The following is a 17,065-nucleotide window of genomic DNA, read 5'->3' as shown; positions in this document are numbered from 1 at the left end:
TCAATAATAAAAACCTTTAGAATATTTAGTAAATACTCTTCGGATTATTTATAGGAGGAACATATAATGAATTTATTAGAAAAAACACGTAAAATTAACTCGATGCTTCAAGCTTCTGCTGGTAAGCCAGTAAACTTTAAGGAAATGGCCGATACATTAGGCGATATTATCGATAGTAATGTCTATATTTTAAGTCGTAAAGGTAAATTATTAGGTATTTCAATTCACCAACAAATTGAAAATGAACGTATGAAAAAAATGTTCGAAGAGAGACAGTTCCCAGAAGAATATACACATAGCTTATTTACGATCTCTGAAACATCATCAAATTTAGATATTAATAATGAACATACTGCTTTCCCGGTAGAAAATAAAGATTTATTCCAAAATGCTTTAACAACAATTGTACCAATCGTTGGTGGTGGTGAGCGTTTAGGAACATTAATCCTTGCTCGTTTATCTTCACAATTTGAAGATGATGATCTAATTTTAGCTGAGTATGGTGCAACAGTGGTTGGTATGGAAATTTTACGTGAAAAGTCGGAAGAAATTGAAGAAGAAGCTCGTAGCAAAGCTGTCGTGCAAATGGCTATTAATTCACTTTCGTACAGTGAGTTAGAGGCAATTGAACACATTTTCGAAGAACTTGATGGTAATGAAGGCTTACTAGTTGCTTCTAAAATTGCTGATCGAGTGGGTATTACACGCTCGGTGATCGTAAATGCATTACGTAAACTTGAATCAGCAGGTGTCATTGAATCTCGTTCTTTAGGTATGAAAGGTACTTATATTAAAGTACTAAACGATAAATTCTTAAATGCTTTAGCAGAAATTAAAATGAAATAAATACTTCTTTTAATAAGCTAATGAAAGCGTCTATGGTAAACATAGACGCTCAGACTGTAGACAAACTCAATGAATTTTGAGTTTGCCTACAGTCTTTTTTCTTTTACAATAAAATAAAGTAAAGCCGTTGATTTCCACTACGGGCGGACGCTTTCCGCGGGCGGGGTCGAGCTGCTTCCCTCGCTTCGCTCAGTCCAGGATCTCGACTTTCCCGCTTTTCCCGCAGGAGTCGCCACCCTTCGTTCCAATCAACTTCTACATAAATAATTCCTTATTCATCTATTGATAAAAAGTACACTTTCGAGGTGATCAACCATGATGACGAAAAATCAAATCAATGAACGTGAACAATTAGAAATGCTAACGATTGATCAATTAGTTCCCCAAGATCATTTAGTACGAAAACTAGAGGCGGCTATTGATTTTTCATTTATCTATCCTTTAGTAGAAAACCTCTACTCTGCCAAAGGACGCCCTAGTATTGATCCTGTTGTTCTCTTTAAAATGACGTTTATTCAGTACGTTTTTGGTATACGGTCCATGCGTCAAACCATCAAAGAAATTGAAACGAATATGGCGTATCGTTGGTTTTTAGGATTTGGCTTCCAGACAGAAGTCCCGCATTTCTCTACCTTCGGTAAAAATTATGTCCGTCGCTTTCAAGACACTGATATATTTGAGCAGATATTCTATCGTATATTAAAAGAGATTATGCATCAAGGACTCCTCCATGCAGACCATTTATTTATCGATTCTACGCATGTGAAAGCGAGTGCGAATAAACGAAAGTATGATAAAAAAGTTGTGCGAAAAGAAACACGGGCTTATGAAGAGAAACTTCAATTAGAGTTAAATATTGATCGTGAGGAACACGGAAAAAAGCCCTTTTCCCCGGAGAAATTTGAAAAAGAAGAATGGAAAGAAATAAAGGAAAGCACGACAGATCCTGAAAGTGGATATTACGTGAAGGATGAACGTACGAAACAGTTTGCGTATTCTTTTCATGCAGCGACAGATGAAAAGGGCTTTGTCTTAGGTGCCATTGTGACTCCGGGAAATGTGCACGATAGCCATGTATTGCAGCCACTTGTTGAAAGAGTCATTCAAAACGTTCAAAAACCAATCGCTGTTGCGGCAGATGCAGCCTATAAAACACCAGCGATTACGAACTTTTTATTAGAGAATCAAATGTTGCCTGTTCTTCCGTATACACGACCTAAAACAAAAGATGGATTCTTCCGAAAGCATGAGTATATATATGACGAGCATTATAATTGTTATCTTTGCCCACAAGGGCAGATATTGAAGTATGCAACTACGACGAAAGAAGGATATCGGCAATATAAATCGAATCCTTTGATTTGTGCGAAGTGTCCAAGCCTTTCCCAATGTACAGAAAGTAAGCATCATCAAAAACTCATTCAACGCCATATCTGGGAGTCGTATGTGGAGGAAGCTGAACATTTACGCCATTCCTATGACATCAAACAAATTTATGCAAAGCGCAAAGAAACGATTGAGCGTGTCTTTGCCGATGCAAAAGAAAAGCATGGTATGCGATGGACAACCTTAAGAGGTCTGAAAAAATTGTCCATGCAGGCGATGCTTACTTTTGCTGCCATGAATTTAAAGAAACTGGCTACTTGGACGTGGCAGGCAGCTTAAGAAGGTATCTATGCTCGAAGAGTATGTTGAATTTGGTAGTATATTACCAAATGTTAAAGATAAAATAGGAAGAAAAATGACAAAAGCCCATCGAAAGTGAACTTCTCGATGGGCTTTTGTCTACAGTCTGAGCGTCTATGGTAAACATAGACGCTTTTTATGTTGTTGAAAAAGATAATATTGAAAAAGACCTTTTAGAAAGGTGAGGGGTGCTTTAGGTTTCGTCATCGTCCAATCAAGAGGAGCGTACAATGAATCCGTTAGTCGAACATGAGGAAAAGTGACTTTTAAGACTAGTGATTGTAATTTTTGCTTTTAATGTAGAACGGTGGAGTAGAAGGCTAATTGATTCCCCTGTGAGAAAGGGGAGACCTTAAACAGAGCGGTAGTTTTGTACTTTAAACTGAGTGAGAGAGAAGTATAGTGGCAAGCAGGTAGTGTGGAATGAAAGCCGTTTTCATCTTTCATAAAATGTATTGTTTTTCAAAACAATGATGGTGTCTATGGTAAATATAGACGCTTTTTTGTGTATTTTCGAAATTTTAGGGCATTTGTTTTTTAGAGAATTAATATAAAAACATGGATTTCGTTGCTTTTATCCTAAAAATGTTCGATAATTTGTCACTACAATTAGCATATAAAAAATGCTGATATGTTACTTTTGAATAATGGTGAATAAACTTATAGTCACTGTATAAAAAATACTCCCATAGTGATTAAACTAGTAAAAAGGGACCTTTATTTAAAAGGATTAAAAAAGGCGATAAACCTCATAAAAAGGCATTTTTCACAATAAAATCGTAAACACTGTCGAAATGGTGTAAAATAACTAGATGATTATTAATCTTTACTGAAGCCTAGAGACGCAAAGGATGGGGAAGTTTTGTCATGGTTGAGAGGGAGAAAAAATAGGGCGTATAGACTATTAAAAAGTGACAAAAGACAATAGACACTAGGTATCATCTTAATTACAATTGTATTATTGGATAAATTAACAAGTACATAGATTTTAAATAAAATGAGGTGAACAGTTTTGAATTTATTTGGAGGAACTATTAGTAGCCTGGAAAATGGACTTTCCTATGCCACTTTAAATCATAAAACAATCGCAAATAATATCGCGAATGTCGATACACCTAATTATAAGGCGAAAAATGTTAGTTTTAAGGATATGTTGGAAGAGCAGAAGAGCATAGCTATTTCTGCATACCGCACTGATAATAGACATTATGATTTCACGTTTCGACAATCTACACCAGGTGTCAATATTGTTGAGAACTTGCGATATAGAAACAATGGCAATGCTGTAGATATGGATGCTGAGCAAGCGAAATTAGCAGAGAATCAAATTTATTATAATGCTCTAATCGATCGTGTTAATGGGAAATTAAACACATTGAATACTGTTATTAAAGGAGGTAAGTAATAGATGTCTATTTTTCATGGGATGAATACCACTGCCTCCGCATTAACAGCGCAGCGTTTACGTATGGACGTTATTTCTTCTAATATGGCTAACATGGATACAACTCGCGCTCGTCAAGTGAATGGGGAATGGGAACCATATCGACGTAAGTCCGTGACGCTGTCAGCTCAAGAAGGACAATTTTCTAATTTTTTGAATATAGCACTAGGTAAAAATGCAAAAAGTGGTGTTGGTAATGGTGTGAAAATTACTCGAATCTCAGAAGATCAAGAAACACCTTTCAAACTTGTATATGACCCAACTCATCCAGATGCGAATGCAGATGGTTATGTAAACATGCCTAACGTCGATCCATTAAAAGAAATGGTTGATTTAATGTCGGCTACTCGTTCTTATGAGGCGAATATAACTGTATTTAATGCGAATAAATCCATGCTTACAAAGGCTTTAGAGATTGGTAAATAAATTTAAGTAGAAAGGAAGATACATACATGGCCATTTCGTCCATTTCGCTAATGACACCTACTCAGGTTGTAAATAACACGAATAAACTGAATGCTACACCTTATGAAGCGCAACAAAGCTTCGCGAACTCGTTAAAAGAAGCAATTGCAAAAGTAAATGATCAACAAATAACTTCTGATAAATTTACTCAGAAGCTAATTAAAGGTGAAGATGTGGAGTTGCATGAAGTGATGATTGCTTCGCAAAAGGCAAGCATTACCCTAAACGCAACAATTGAAGTTCGCAATAAGGTGATTGAAGCTTACCAAGAAATAATGCGCATGAGTGTTTAATTTTATTGTAAAGATAAGAAACCTCTTTTCAATATAAATTAACAACCACAAATCAGAGTGGCTCATTATGTTCGCAAATTATTGATGGCTAGGTTATTCACTATAACCGGAGGATTCATAATGAATGAACGATTGACAAAAATAAAAAACGACACCAGTCAATTTTGGACAAGTCGAAGTAAAAAGCAAAAAATAGTTATGATTGGCTCCGTGGTAGTTGTAATCGCACTAGCAGCAATTGTGACATTTTTTGCTTCCAAAACTACATATGTTCCACTTTATAAAGATTTATCAACACGGGAAATTGGACAGGTAAAGGAAGCGCTAGATTCCCAAGGTGTGACCTATCAAATTGCTCCAGGTGGAACATCTATTTTAGTGCCAGAAGAGCAAGTTGACTCCTTATTAGTGCAATTAGCTTCAGAGGGATATCCACAAACAGGATCAATCGATTACTCATTTGCTAATAGTTCAGGATTTGGTATGACTGATAATGAATTTAACCTATTAAAAAAAGCAGCTACTGAAACTGAAATTGCTAAACTTTTCAAAAATCTGGAAGGTGTAAAAGATGCAAAAGTGATGATTACTGTTCCTGAGGAAGGTGTATTCGTAACGGATGTTCAAGGAGAGGCAACAGCATCTATCGTTTTAAATACTGATCCTGGCTATAAATTTACGGAACAGCAAATAACTACAATGTACAATTTAGTGTCAAAAAGTATTCCGAATTTAAAAACTGAAAATATCGTGATCTCTAACCAATTTTCAGAGTACTTTGATCTGAATGCAGCAACAGCTGATGGTACTTCCACAACAACAGCTGAAGGCCAATTACAAATGAAGAAATTGGTAGAACGAGATCTACAACGTCAAGTACAAAATATGCTTGGAACGTTGATGGGACAAGATAAAGTAATGGTTTCTGTCACAACGGATATTGATTTCAAGAAAGAAAATCGAGAAGAAAATCTTGTGACACCTGTTGATGAAGAAAATATGGAAGGTATTGCCATAAGTGCTCAGCGAATTACAGAGCAATATTCTGGTACAGGAGCAGCTGCCGCTGCTGGAACACCTGAAGCTGAAACAACTACTGATAACTTCACAACTTATAATGAAGGTACAGCAGGAAATGGTGATTACGAACGTACGGAAGAAACGATTAATAATGATGTGAACCGTATACGTAAGGATATTCAAGAAGCTCCTTATAAAATTCAGGATATTGGGATACAAGTAATTGTTGAACCACCGACAGCAACTGACGCAGCGTCATTACCAGACGGTGTTCGAGAAGATATTGAGAAAATTTTAAGTACAATTGTACGTACAACAATTTCCAAAGACGTAGCAGCAGAACTTACTCAAGAGCAGATCGATGAAAAAGTGGCGGTATCTGTACAACCATTATACGGTAAGGCAACAGAGGTAGCTGATGAAAAACCAATCATTCCATGGTGGGTTTGGGTTATCGGAGGTATTTTGTTAGCTGTTATCTTATTACTAGCATTCTTCATTATCCGTTCACGTAAACGTGCGAAGGAAGAGGAAGAGTTAAGTATCCTAGAAGAACAAGAAGAATTAATGGTTGAAGATATTAATGAAGAAATTGAAACGGAAGCTACAATGCGTCGTAAGCAGCTAGAAAAAATGGCCAAAGAAAAGCCAGACGATTTTGCAAAGTTACTGCGTAGTTGGATTGCTGAAGACTAACTAGGAGGTTCGGCTGTGTCCAAGAAAGATAAAGAATTAACCGGAAAACAAAAGGCCGCTCTCTTGTTAATTTCATTAGGGCCTGAAGTTTCAGCTTCTGTCTATAAGCACTTAACAGAGGAAGAAATTGAACGTTTAACATTAGAAATTTCAAGTGTTAAAAAAGTAGAATCAAATGTAAAAGAAGAGATTATTGAAGAATTTCACAATATTGCACTCGCGCAGGACTATATCACACAAGGTGGTATTGGCTATGCAAAAACAGTATTAGAAAAAGCACTTGGCGTAGAACAAGCACAAACAATCATTAATCGACTAACATCTTCATTACAAGTACGCCCGTTTGATTTTGCTAGAAGAGCTGATCCAGCGCAAATTTTTAACTTTATCCAAAATGAACATCCTCAAACAATTGCCCTAATCCTCTCTTATTTAGAGGCAGGGCAAGCGGGGGTTATTTTATCTTCTTTACCACAGGAAGTACAAGCTGACATTGCTAAACGTATAGCGGTCATGGAATCGACTTCACCAGAAGTGATTAGCGAAATTGAATCTGTGTTAGAACGTAAATTATCATCAACCGTTACGCAGGATTATACAGAAACTGGTGGTATTGATGCAGTTGTTGAAGTTTTAAATGGAGTAGATCGACAAACAGAAAAAACAATACTCGATGCACTGGAAATACAAGACCCAGAACTTGCAGAGGAAATCAAAAAACGTATGTTTGTGTTCGAGGATATTGTTACACTCGACAATCGTTCCATTCAGCGTGTTATTCGTGATTGTGAAAACGAAGACTTACTGCTTTCAATGAAGGTATCAAGTGAAGAGGTAAAAGATATTATATTCCGCAATATGTCACAACGTATGGCTGAAACATTTAAAGAAGAAATGGAAATTATGGGACCTGTACGTTTACGTGACGTAGAGGAGGCACAATCTCGAATTGTTGCTGTTATTCGTCGTCTAGAGGATGCTGGAGAGATTATTATTGCTCGTGGTGGAGGAGATGACGTCATTGTCTAGAATCATCCGTTCTATTTACACTAAGTCTGATAGCGATAATGTCAAAGAAATACAAATCCGTGATATGTTTGAAGCGATGGAAGAATACCAAGAAGAAGGACCTCCTCAGCATCAATTAACGTTGGATGAAGTCGTGGCAGAGCGAGATCGTTTACTTACTGAAGCTAGAACTGCTTTGCAAGCTGAACGAGAGATGTTTGAACAGGAAAAGCATAGGCACTTTCAAGAAATTGAACATTTAAAGCTAAATTGGGAGGAAGAGAGACCCAATCGTGTTCAAGAAGCTTATGATGAGGGATTTGGACAAGGCTATGAAGATGGTATGAATAAGGCCACTGAAGCAATGGCTCAGTCACTTCAAACAGCGAACGAAATAATGATGTTAGCGAAAGAAAATGCTCAAAAATATATTGAAGATCAAGAAGCGGTAATTTTAGAGTTAGGTTTAACTGCTGCAGAAAGAATTATTGGTACTTCGTTAGAACAGGATAACGAACTATTTGTATCGATTGTGCGTAGAGGGCTAAAAGAAGCAAGAGAAATGAAGGAAATTAAAATTTATGTTTCGCCAGCTTATTATGCTTTAATTACGACCAACCGAGATGAATTAGCAGAAATGTTCCCAATAGACGTACCATTAATGATTTTTGTTAATGAAGATTTGGATAATGAGACAGATTGCTATATTGAAACAAATCATGGAAGAATTATGGTTAGCATCGATGAGCAATTAAATGCTCTCAGATTAAAGTTACATGAAATATTAGAGAGTAAGGAATGATCTTGATGAAAGCGGCTCAATTAATTGAACAAATTCCGCATATCCCAACTTTTAAAAAGTTCGGTAGGGTTACTAGAGTTGTTGGCTTAATGATTGAGTCGCAAGGTCCAGATAGTTCTATAGGTGATGTCTGTAAAATTCATGTGGAAACTGTAAATCATGGTCACCAGATTATTTTAGCAGAGGTCGTTGGTTTTAAAGATGAAATAGTCGTCTTGATGCCTTTTACCTCCTTACGTGAAATATCTATTGGCTGCCTTGTTGAAGGAACGGGAGCTCCACTGGAAGTAAAAGTGGGTCCTGAGTTAATCGGCAAAGTATTGGATTCTATGGGGAATCCAATTGATGGCACTCTATTACCTAAAGGTCTCATGACAGTCCCTACAGAACAAGATCCACCAAACCCACTAACTCGTCCACCAATTAATGAAAGGCTTGAAGTGGGAGTCAAGGCTATTGACGGTATGCTAACAGTTGGAAATGGACAACGTGTTGGTATTTTCGCTGGTTCTGGGGTAGGTAAAAGTACTTTACTTGGTATGATCGCAAGAAATACACAAGCAGATTTGAATGTTATTGCGCTAATAGGTGAGCGTGGTCGTGAGGTTCGGGAATTCATCGAACGTGATTTGGGTGCTGAGGGCTTAAGTCGATCGATTGTTGTTGCAGCCACATCTGATCAACCAGCATTAATGCGGATTAAAGGGGCATTTACAGCTACAGCAATCGCCGAATATTTTAGAAATCGAGGCTTAAATGTCATGCTGATGATGGATTCCGTGACACGTGTGGCTATGGCACAACGTGAAATTGGACTTGCCACAGGAGAACCACCAGCACAAAAAGGTTATACGCCTTCTGTTTTTGCGATATTGCCTAAATTACTAGAACGTACAGGCACCAATGAAAAGGGTTCTATAACAGCATTCTATACTGTTTTAGTAGATGGTGACGATATGAATGAACCAATTGCGGATACTGTGCGAGGGATATTAGATGGTCATATTGTATTGGATCGAAATCTTGCCAACAAGGGGCAATATCCAGCCATAAACGTCTTGAAAAGTGTGAGTCGTTTGATGAATCATGTTGCAGAGCCAACTCATAAGAAAGCTGCTGAACGATTAAGAGAACTCTATTATACTTACGACAAATCAGAGGATTTGATCAATATTGGTGCTTATAAAAGAGGAACCTCTAAAGAAATTGATGAAGCAATTCATTATGAACCGCTCATTACTGCTTATCTTAAACAGGGTTACTTAGATAAAGTGACACTAGAAGAAAGTGTCAATGAGTTAATAACATTATCGAACGGTGGTGCGAAATAGATGGTCAGTTATGTGTATCGTTTTGAAAAAGTGTTAACTATTCGCGAACAAGAAAAAAACGAAACCGAAATGGCTTATAAGGAATCTGTCCGTTCTTTTGAAGAAATAGCAACAAAATTATATGACTTGCTAAAAAAGAAAGAAGATTTAATTGCATTTCAGCAGGAGCGTTTAATGGTTGGTTCATCCATAGATGAAATTCATCATTATAGTCGTTTCATTGATAGTCTCGAAAAAACAATTGCAGATGTACAACAGAAAGTGATACAAGCTCGTGCAAAGATGAATTGGCACGAAGAAAAACTATTAGAAAAAAACTTGGAAGTACGTAAATTTGAAAAAATGAGAGAAAAGGATTTTAAGCATTTCCAACAAGAGCAAGATCGTATAGAAAGCCTTTTTTTAGATGAAATTTCATTACAAACGTATAACAAGAAAGAAATCAGGTGATTTCATGGCAAAGAAAGACAATCGATTAGCAACAGAGTTAGTAGAAGAGCAACCAAAGAAAAAATCTGGGGGCTTTCTTAAGTTTTTTACTTGGATTGTACTGCCGATTATGTTTGTAGTAGCGGTTTTGCTTGTTGTGGCAACATTAATGAATACAAATGTCTTTGATTTAGGAAAAAAGGCAATTGGTAGTTTACCTTTTATTCCCTCAGAAGAGCAACAAGCAAAGGATGCTGTCGTTAATAACGACTCTAAAATAGTGAGTTTACAGGCAGAGGTACAAGAAAAAGAAGCAGAGATTACCCAGCTTCAAAAAAAATTAGATTCAACAATAACTGAAAAAGAGAAGCTGCTGACAGAAAAGGAACAGCTTCAATTTGAAATTGAAAAACTAAATCGTGAACAAGATGATGTGAAGCGTGACTTTAACGATATTTTATCAACATTTGATAAGATGTCGCCGAAAGCTGCGGCACCTGTGTTAATCAATATGAGTGATACAGAAGCACTGCGGATTTTAACGAATTTAAAGCCAGATAAATTAGCAGCTATTTTAGAAAAAATGGATGCAAAAGATGCAGCAAAATATACGGAGCTTATGGCTAAACAGTAGGATAATTGAAAGGAGGTGAAAAATAGTGGATGTAGCAATGATGCAAATGATTAATAAAACAGTACCTACTAAAACTGCAGCAACAAAATCAACAACAGTTGGAAACGCTGAAGGAAAAATAGGCAGCACACCGAATAAAGAAAATTTATCAAATTTTGGTTCTGTTTTTGGGCAAGTATTAACTTCTTCAACTCAAACAACCCAGTCATCACAGACGACTTCAACAAATGAACTCGGGGATTTACAAGCGTTATTAAATGCTGAATCAATGGAGGAAGTACTAGATTTACTGGGGATTTCTCACGATGATGGTTTATTATTGCTTCAATTTGGAGAAGACGGTAAGGCAGTGGCACTGGATGAAATGCTTCATTTAGAAAATATATTAAATGCATTAGGGATTGATGAAGAGCAGCTTCAAAAAATCGTCCAACAGCTACTAGGAGAAGAAAAGGAAGCAAGGGATGTTTGGGAGCTCTTAACTTTAGTAGATGCCCAAGCGCCGGTACTACAGGCGAATATAAGCACTGCTTTACAAGGCGAAGGTCAAGTGACACCAAAAGAGGCATCACAACTTCTTCAAGTGTTGAAATTAGCGCAATTGGTAGGACAAAAGACAGACTTAACAGCACCTCAAGAAGACCTGTTAACAACGGTGAGAAGCCTATTAACGACTTTACAAACGCAGGTAGAAACTTTGCAGGTAACAACAACTAAAACAACTGTTACATTGCCATTACAAGGCTTCCAGCAAGTTGTTCAGCAAGTCCAAATGACGAAACAAAGTGAAACAAATACAAATGACATGGTTACACCACAAACTGTACAAACGAAACCAGACACATTCCATGTAACGTTACCAACGGCTAAGCCTGCTCAATCCGAAGCTTTACTAAAAGAAATGCAAGCCATTATCAATCGAGCGCAGATTTCGAATGCTCAAGGCATTACACGCTTAACCATAAAATTGTATCCAGAAAATCTAGGGACAGTTCGTATTGAACTTGTACAAAATGATGGAGTTCTTACAGCCCGTATACTGGCTTCTACAGCCCATGGACGTGAATTGCTTGATAACCAAGCACACCAGCTAAAACAGGCTTTTGCTCAGCAAAATATACAAGTAGATCGTCTTGATATTGCACAATCTCTGCAAGATGCCGATCGTCAACAACGTGATCAAAGCTTCTTCAATAATTTCTTTAAACAACAGCAGGACGAAGAACAGGATCAAAAAAGTGATGATGAAGATGAAGGAATGTCCTTTAGTGACTATTTAATAAGTGAGGAGGTGTAACAATGGCAGATACTACTACGAAGGTGACAAATCCGGCTATAACTGATGATTTTTATTACTCAAATTATCAGAAGCCAGTGAAGCAAACAGGCAATAGTGAGCTTGGTAAGGATGCCTTTCTACAATTGTTAATTACACAATTACAGCATCAGGACCCAACAAATCCAATGGATGATCGAGAATTTATTTCTCAAATGGCGCAGTTCTCTTCTTTAGAGCAAATGCAAAATATGACAAAGGCAATGGAATCTTTACTAGCATCTCAGCAACAAACACAGATGATGAGTTATACAACTTTTATTGGCAAAGAAGTCAAATGGCATGAGATTACAGAGGAGAAAGATGAAAAAGGTAATCCTGTGGTTAATGAAGGAACAGGCGTCATTGAATCCCTTAAATTTGTAGATGGAAATGTTGTGTTCAAATTAGCTGATGGGAAAGAGATTGCTCCTGGTAATATATCTGGTATTTTAGGTGGAGCTAGCGATTCTAGTTCCAATGGCAATAATAATGTACCTGAATCTCCATTAGTGAAAGCTAGCCAATTGATTGGTAAAAATGTAACGTATAAAGACGGTGACCAAGAACTAAAAGGACGAATCGTCTCTGTTTCCAATAAAGATGGGGTCATTAATTATGTATTAGATAATGATAAAAGACTAACAGATAAAGATTTTACAGTGATTAGCGAATAAAGGTGGAGAAAAGTGATGGATAAATTTTCAATTCATCGTGTACCCTTGCATCCATCTATTCGCTCAACACAGCCTAAGCCAATTAATACACAACAATCGTTTAAGGCTCATTTACAGGAAGCTTCTAAACAAGAGCTAAAGGTGAGTAAGCATGCGAATGAACGTATTATTGAGCGTAAAATTAATATCACTGAACATGAATGGCAGGTTGTATCGGATAAGGTATTTGAAGCACACTCAAAAGGTGTCAAACAACCATTAGTCTTGATGGATCAAGCAGCTTTAATTGTCAGTGCTAAAAATGCTACTGTCATTACAGCAATGGATCGCACGGAAGCAAAACAGCAGTTATTTACAAATATTGATGGCACGATTGTGCTTTAAAGGCTGGACCTTCTTACGTAAGGAAGCCTTGGTGATGCTGAGTGATAGAAGCTCACCTATATAAAACGAAGGGAGAACGAAAACATATGTTACGTTCTATGTATTCAGGTATTTCAGGTCTTAAAAACTTCCAAACAAAGCTAGATGTGATTGGTAATAATATTGCCAACGTGAACACTTATGGCTTTAAAAAAGGGCGAGTAATTTTCAAAGATTTAATGTCGCAAACATCAGCGGGTGCTTCAGCTCCTTCAGGTACTATAGGAGGTATTAACCCAAAACAAGTTGGGTTAGGGGCAGAACTTGCATCTATCGATACTATTCATAATCCAGGATCACGACAATATACTGGACGCGGATTAGATTTAGCTATAGAGGGAGAAGGTTTCTTCATAGTAGGTGATTTAGTGTCAGGAACTGGTGAAGGAACTGGTGAAACGCCATTTACAAATACTCTCTATACACGTGCAGGGAATTTTTATATGGATGAACAAGGTTTTCTAGTTAATGCAGATGGTAAATATCTAATGGGGTCTGCGGCTGCTAACTCTGAAAATTTAGATTCAATGTCTACTGACTTCGATGCACCAGCGGAGTTGGATGAAGTAACAAGTGAGGATTTAAATGTTGATGGCACTTGGGGTTTACCAACAGCGGCCACAGAAAACAGTGGAGAATGGGGACGTATCCGTATTCCAACTGATGCAAAATCGATGAGTATTGCACCAGACGGTCAAGTTACTTTTGTTGATGCAAATGGAGACTTGAAATGGGGTGGTCAATTGGTAATGGCTAAATTCTCCAACGCAGGTGGTCTTGAGAAAGTTGGCGGTAATTACTATACAGTTTCAGCAAACTCTGGAGAACCCTATTTACAAGCAGGTGGTCAAGCAGGTTTAGGCAAACCGATAGCAGGTTCACTTGAAATGTCGAACGTAGACCTTTCAGAGGAATTTACTGAGATGATTGTGGCACAACGTGGTTTCCAAGCAAATACGCGTATCATCACAACATCTGATGAAATATTACAAGAACTAGTAAACTTAAAACGATAATAAAATAGTCCTTTCAAAACGGACGTTTTAACAAACATATTTTCATATGAGGGAGGGTCGGGCCGGCTCTCATGCTAGACCCGGCCCTAATTCATGATTGAACTAACACGTCTAAATGGCAAAGCATTTACATTAAATGCTTTATACATAGAAACAGTCGAATCATTTCCAGATACGACTATTACATTAACAACTGGAACAAAATTAATTGTTTTAGAGAGTGAAGATGAGGTGCGACAAAAGGTTACTGCCTTTTATAACAATATACAAATACTATCCAACCCGCATCTACGAGGTGAAGAAGATGAAGAATAATAAAATGCTAACAATGATTATTATTTTACTAGTAGCAGTCATTCTGATTGGGGTTATTTTGTTTGTATTGCTTACGCAATTTAATAAGCCCACAGGAGCTGTTGAGCCGTCCATTGATGAGATTGTAGAGGCAACAGTGGAGATACCAGAGATCACGACAAATCTTGCAGATAAAAGAGTTGTTCGCTTGTCATTGAAAATTCAAACGACAAGCAAAGATGCTGCTGCAGAATTAACAAAGCGCGTTTTCCAAGTGCAAAACATCGCCATTCAAGAGCTTTCTGAAATGGAGCAAAAGGACTTAGAAGGTAAGCAAGGGAAACAAATTTTCCAAAAATCATTAAAAACAAGATTAAATGAGTTGATGCAAGAGGGAGAAGTCCAGGAAGTATATTTTACCTCCTTCATTACTCAATAAAACAGAAACTGCTTGAATTGGAGGTGGGCAAATGGCAGGAGATGTGTTATCTCAATCCGAGATAGATGCGCTGCTTTCCGCTATATCGACAGGGGAAATGTCAGCGGATGACATAAAAAAAGAGGACGAGGGACGTAAGGTTAAAGTTTATGATTTTAAACGAGCACTTCGATTCTCAAAAGATCAAATCCGAAGTTTGACCCGAATACATGAAAATTTCGCACGACTATTGACAACCTTTTTCTCTGCACAGCTTAGAAGCTATGTACAAATTACGGTTGCATCAGTAGACCAAATACCATTTGAAGAGTTTGTTCGTTCCATTCCAAATATGACACTCATTAATGTATTTGAAGTGCCACCATTAGATGGTAATATATTAATGGAAATTAATCCGAATATTGCCTATTCGATGTTAGATCGCCTAATGGGCGGTAGTGGGGCAAGTCATAGTAATGTAGATAACCTAACGGAAATAGAAACAAAAATTATGACAAACCTTTTTGAACGCTCATTCGACAATTTACGCGAAGCATGGGAAAATGTTGCGGAAATTGATCCTATATTAGTGGAACTTGAAGTAAATCCACAATTTTTACAAATGATTTCACCTAATGAAACGGTTGTCGTAATTTCATTAAATACGATAATTGGTGAGACAAGCGGTATGATTAATATTTGTATTCCGCATGTTGTATTGGAGCCAATTGTTCCAAATCTTTCGGTTCGCTATTGGATGCAAACCAATACGAAAGAGATGTCACCAGAGCAAACAAAAATGCTTGAAACACGTGTGAAACAAGCCCAATTACCACTCTCAGTTGAATTAGGATTAACGGACATCACTATTGAAGATTTCCTAACAATGCAAGTTGGGGATGTCATACAGTTAGATCAAAAAATTGAAGCGCCATTACTACTAAAAGTAGGTACATTGCCGAAGTTCACTGTTCAACCAGGTAAAAAGGGCAAAAAATTAGCAATCCAGATTATCGACCCTTTGAAAGGAGGAGACGAAGATGAGTGATGAAATGCTCTCCCAAGAAGAAATTGAAGCGCTATTAAGGGGCGAGACGTTGGGAGATAAAAACAACGACACTGATGCTTCAACAAATGAAGAAATAAATGAGATACGAGTGGAGGATTACCTTGATTCGTTTGCACAAGATGCATTAGGAGAGGTAGGCAATATATCCTTTGGTAGCTCTGCCACAGCTCTTTCAGCGTTATTGGGTCAAAAAGTAGATATTACAACTCCAAGTATTTCGATGATTAATCGTAATAAATTAGAAGAGGAATTTCCTCATCCATATGTAGCTGTACAAGTTGAATATACAATTGGTTTGACAGGTATGAATTTACTTGTTATTAAACAATCTGATGCAGCAATTATCGCAGATTTAATGTTAGGTGGCGATGGATTAAATCCGAAGCCAGACTTAGGTGAAATTCAGCTAAGTGCTGTTCAAGAGGCTATGAATCAAATGATGGGCTCAGCTGCTACATCTATGTCGACGGTCTTCAACAAAAAAGTAGATATTTCTCCACCGACAATTGATTTAATGAACATCTCGCAAGATGAAGGTCGAGAAAATATCCCAGAAGACGATTTGCTGGTGAAAGTTTCATTTAGATTAAGAATTGGGAATTTAATTGATTCGAATTTAATGCAATTATTACCGCTTAAATTTAGTCAAAATATTGTAAAATCATTATTAGGTGAAACAGGAGTGTTTGAGGAACCTGTGGCAGCAACTATTGCACCTGAGGCTCCACCAGTTACACCACCGCCTGTTCAACAGCAAATACCTGTAGCACCACCATCTGAACAACCAGTTTATCAACAGCAGTCAGCACCGATGCAGCAACCGATTTATCAGGAGCCACAACAATTTGCACAACCAGCAAGACCAGCACAACCTGTAAATGTGCAACAAGCGCAGTTTGCTAGCTTCGATACAAATGTAATCTCTCAATCTGAAGCTAGAAATTTAAATATGCTACTTGATATTCCATTGCAAGTTACTGTAGAGTTAGGACGTACGAAACGTTCTGTTAAAGAGATTTTAGAACTATCAAGTGGGTCAATTATTGAACTGGATAAATTAGCGGGAGAACCGGTTGATATTTTAGTCAATAGTCGTTTAATTGCTAAAGGGGAAGTCGTTGTTATTGACGAAAACTTTGGTGTCCGTATTACAGATGTTTTAAGTCAAGCAGAGCGTTTAAATAATTTAAGATAGTTTC

General features: G+C 37.3%; 19 protein-coding genes. All 19 read left to right on the top strand.

Translation table 11 applies throughout. The annotated features are described in order from the left end of the window. The first annotated feature begins 66 nt into the window (after nucleotides 1–66). Nucleotides 67–846: a GTP-sensing pleiotropic transcriptional regulator CodY gene (gene codY / locus AAJG31_RS08470; RefSeq protein ID WP_004229266.1), complete on the top strand. Its 780-nt coding sequence runs from the start codon at nucleotides 67–69 to the stop codon at nucleotides 844–846. A gap of 315 nt (nucleotides 847–1,161) precedes the next feature. After that, complete coding sequence (locus AAJG31_RS08465) at nucleotides 1,162–2,511, top strand: IS1182 family transposase (protein WP_279494186.1); 1,350 nt, start codon at nucleotides 1,162–1,164, stop codon at nucleotides 2,509–2,511. A gap of 1,033 nt (nucleotides 2,512–3,544) precedes the next feature. Beyond that, on the top strand, nucleotides 3,545–3,937 hold the full coding sequence (gene flgB, locus AAJG31_RS08460; RefSeq protein WP_048391621.1) for a flagellar basal body rod protein FlgB: 393 nt from the start codon (nucleotides 3,545–3,547) through the stop codon (nucleotides 3,935–3,937). Nucleotides 3,938–3,940: 3 nt separating this feature from the next. Continuing rightward, nucleotides 3,941–4,402: a flagellar basal body rod protein FlgC gene (gene flgC / locus AAJG31_RS08455; protein ID WP_054550512.1), complete on the top strand. Its 462-nt coding sequence runs from the start codon at nucleotides 3,941–3,943 to the stop codon at nucleotides 4,400–4,402. Nucleotides 4,403–4,428: 26 nt separating this feature from the next. Further along, the gene (gene fliE / locus AAJG31_RS08450; protein ID WP_004269303.1) at nucleotides 4,429–4,734 is read left to right on the top strand and encodes a flagellar hook-basal body complex protein FliE; all 306 of its coding nucleotides are present in this window, start codon (nucleotides 4,429–4,431) and stop codon (nucleotides 4,732–4,734) included. A 120-nt stretch (nucleotides 4,735–4,854) separates the two neighbouring features. Further along, nucleotides 4,855–6,450: a flagellar basal-body MS-ring/collar protein FliF gene (gene fliF, locus AAJG31_RS08445; RefSeq protein WP_279494188.1), complete on the top strand. Its 1,596-nt coding sequence runs from the start codon at nucleotides 4,855–4,857 to the stop codon at nucleotides 6,448–6,450. Nucleotides 6,451–6,465: 15 nt separating this feature from the next. Continuing rightward, nucleotides 6,466–7,479 (top strand): flagellar motor switch protein FliG, encoded by a 1,014-nt coding sequence (gene fliG / locus AAJG31_RS08440; RefSeq protein ID WP_008180783.1) that lies wholly within the window; start codon nucleotides 6,466–6,468, stop codon nucleotides 7,477–7,479. Then, nucleotides 7,472–8,260, top strand: a complete 789-nt coding sequence (gene fliH / locus AAJG31_RS08435; protein ID WP_066037815.1) for a flagellar assembly protein FliH — start codon at nucleotides 7,472–7,474, stop codon at nucleotides 8,258–8,260. Before fliG ends, fliH begins: the two co-directional genes overlap by 8 nt. A gap of 5 nt (nucleotides 8,261–8,265) precedes the next feature. Continuing rightward, nucleotides 8,266–9,591 carry a flagellar protein export ATPase FliI gene (fliI, locus tag AAJG31_RS08430; RefSeq protein WP_066037836.1) on the top strand — a complete coding sequence of 442 codons (1,326 nt, stop codon included), beginning with the start codon at nucleotides 8,266–8,268 and terminating at the stop codon, nucleotides 9,589–9,591. Continuing rightward, nucleotides 9,592–10,041 (top strand): flagellar export protein FliJ, encoded by a 450-nt coding sequence (gene fliJ, locus AAJG31_RS08425; protein WP_048391613.1) that lies wholly within the window; start codon nucleotides 9,592–9,594, stop codon nucleotides 10,039–10,041. Nucleotides 10,042–10,045: 4 nt separating this feature from the next. Next, nucleotides 10,046–10,654 carry a hypothetical protein gene (locus tag AAJG31_RS08420; protein WP_009371153.1) on the top strand — a complete coding sequence of 203 codons (609 nt, stop codon included), beginning with the start codon at nucleotides 10,046–10,048 and terminating at the stop codon, nucleotides 10,652–10,654. Between the two features lie 25 nt (nucleotides 10,655–10,679). Continuing rightward, on the top strand, nucleotides 10,680–11,951 hold the full coding sequence (locus tag AAJG31_RS08415; protein WP_279494192.1) for a flagellar hook-length control protein FliK: 1,272 nt from the start codon (nucleotides 10,680–10,682) through the stop codon (nucleotides 11,949–11,951). Nucleotides 11,952–11,953: 2 nt separating this feature from the next. Beyond that, entirely contained in the window at nucleotides 11,954–12,646 is a 693-nt protein-coding gene (gene flgD / locus AAJG31_RS08410) for a flagellar hook assembly protein FlgD (protein ID WP_257961813.1), read from the top strand. Between the two features lie 15 nt (nucleotides 12,647–12,661). After that, nucleotides 12,662–13,030, top strand: coding sequence for a TIGR02530 family flagellar biosynthesis protein (locus tag AAJG31_RS08405; protein ID WP_279494193.1), 369 nt, complete (start codon nucleotides 12,662–12,664; stop codon nucleotides 13,028–13,030). A gap of 86 nt (nucleotides 13,031–13,116) precedes the next feature. After that, nucleotides 13,117–14,085, top strand: coding sequence for a flagellar basal body rod protein FlgG (flgG, locus tag AAJG31_RS08400; protein ID WP_279494194.1), 969 nt, complete (start codon nucleotides 13,117–13,119; stop codon nucleotides 14,083–14,085). 93 nt (nucleotides 14,086–14,178) lie between these two features. Beyond that, nucleotides 14,179–14,400 (top strand): flagellar FlbD family protein, encoded by a 222-nt coding sequence (locus AAJG31_RS08395; RefSeq protein WP_048391601.1) that lies wholly within the window; start codon nucleotides 14,179–14,181, stop codon nucleotides 14,398–14,400. Next, nucleotides 14,390–14,818: a flagellar basal body-associated protein FliL gene (fliL, locus tag AAJG31_RS08390; protein ID WP_004269291.1), complete on the top strand. Its 429-nt coding sequence runs from the start codon at nucleotides 14,390–14,392 to the stop codon at nucleotides 14,816–14,818. Before AAJG31_RS08395 ends, fliL begins: the two co-directional genes overlap by 11 nt. A gap of 31 nt (nucleotides 14,819–14,849) precedes the next feature. Continuing rightward, complete coding sequence (gene fliM, locus AAJG31_RS08385) at nucleotides 14,850–15,845, top strand: flagellar motor switch protein FliM (RefSeq protein WP_004269290.1); 996 nt, start codon at nucleotides 14,850–14,852, stop codon at nucleotides 15,843–15,845. Then, nucleotides 15,838–17,061, top strand: coding sequence for a flagellar motor switch phosphatase FliY (gene fliY / locus AAJG31_RS08380; protein ID WP_048391599.1), 1,224 nt, complete (start codon nucleotides 15,838–15,840; stop codon nucleotides 17,059–17,061). The genes fliM and fliY overlap by 8 nt, the downstream gene beginning before the upstream one ends. Nucleotides 17,062–17,065: the final 4 nt, after the last annotated feature.

The sequence above is a fragment of the Lysinibacillus sp. BS3 genome (assembly GCF_039614735.1).
GTDB lineage: Bacteria > Bacillota > Bacilli > Bacillales_A > Planococcaceae > Lysinibacillus > Lysinibacillus capsici.
This window is presented reverse-complemented; position numbering and strand designations above follow the sequence as displayed.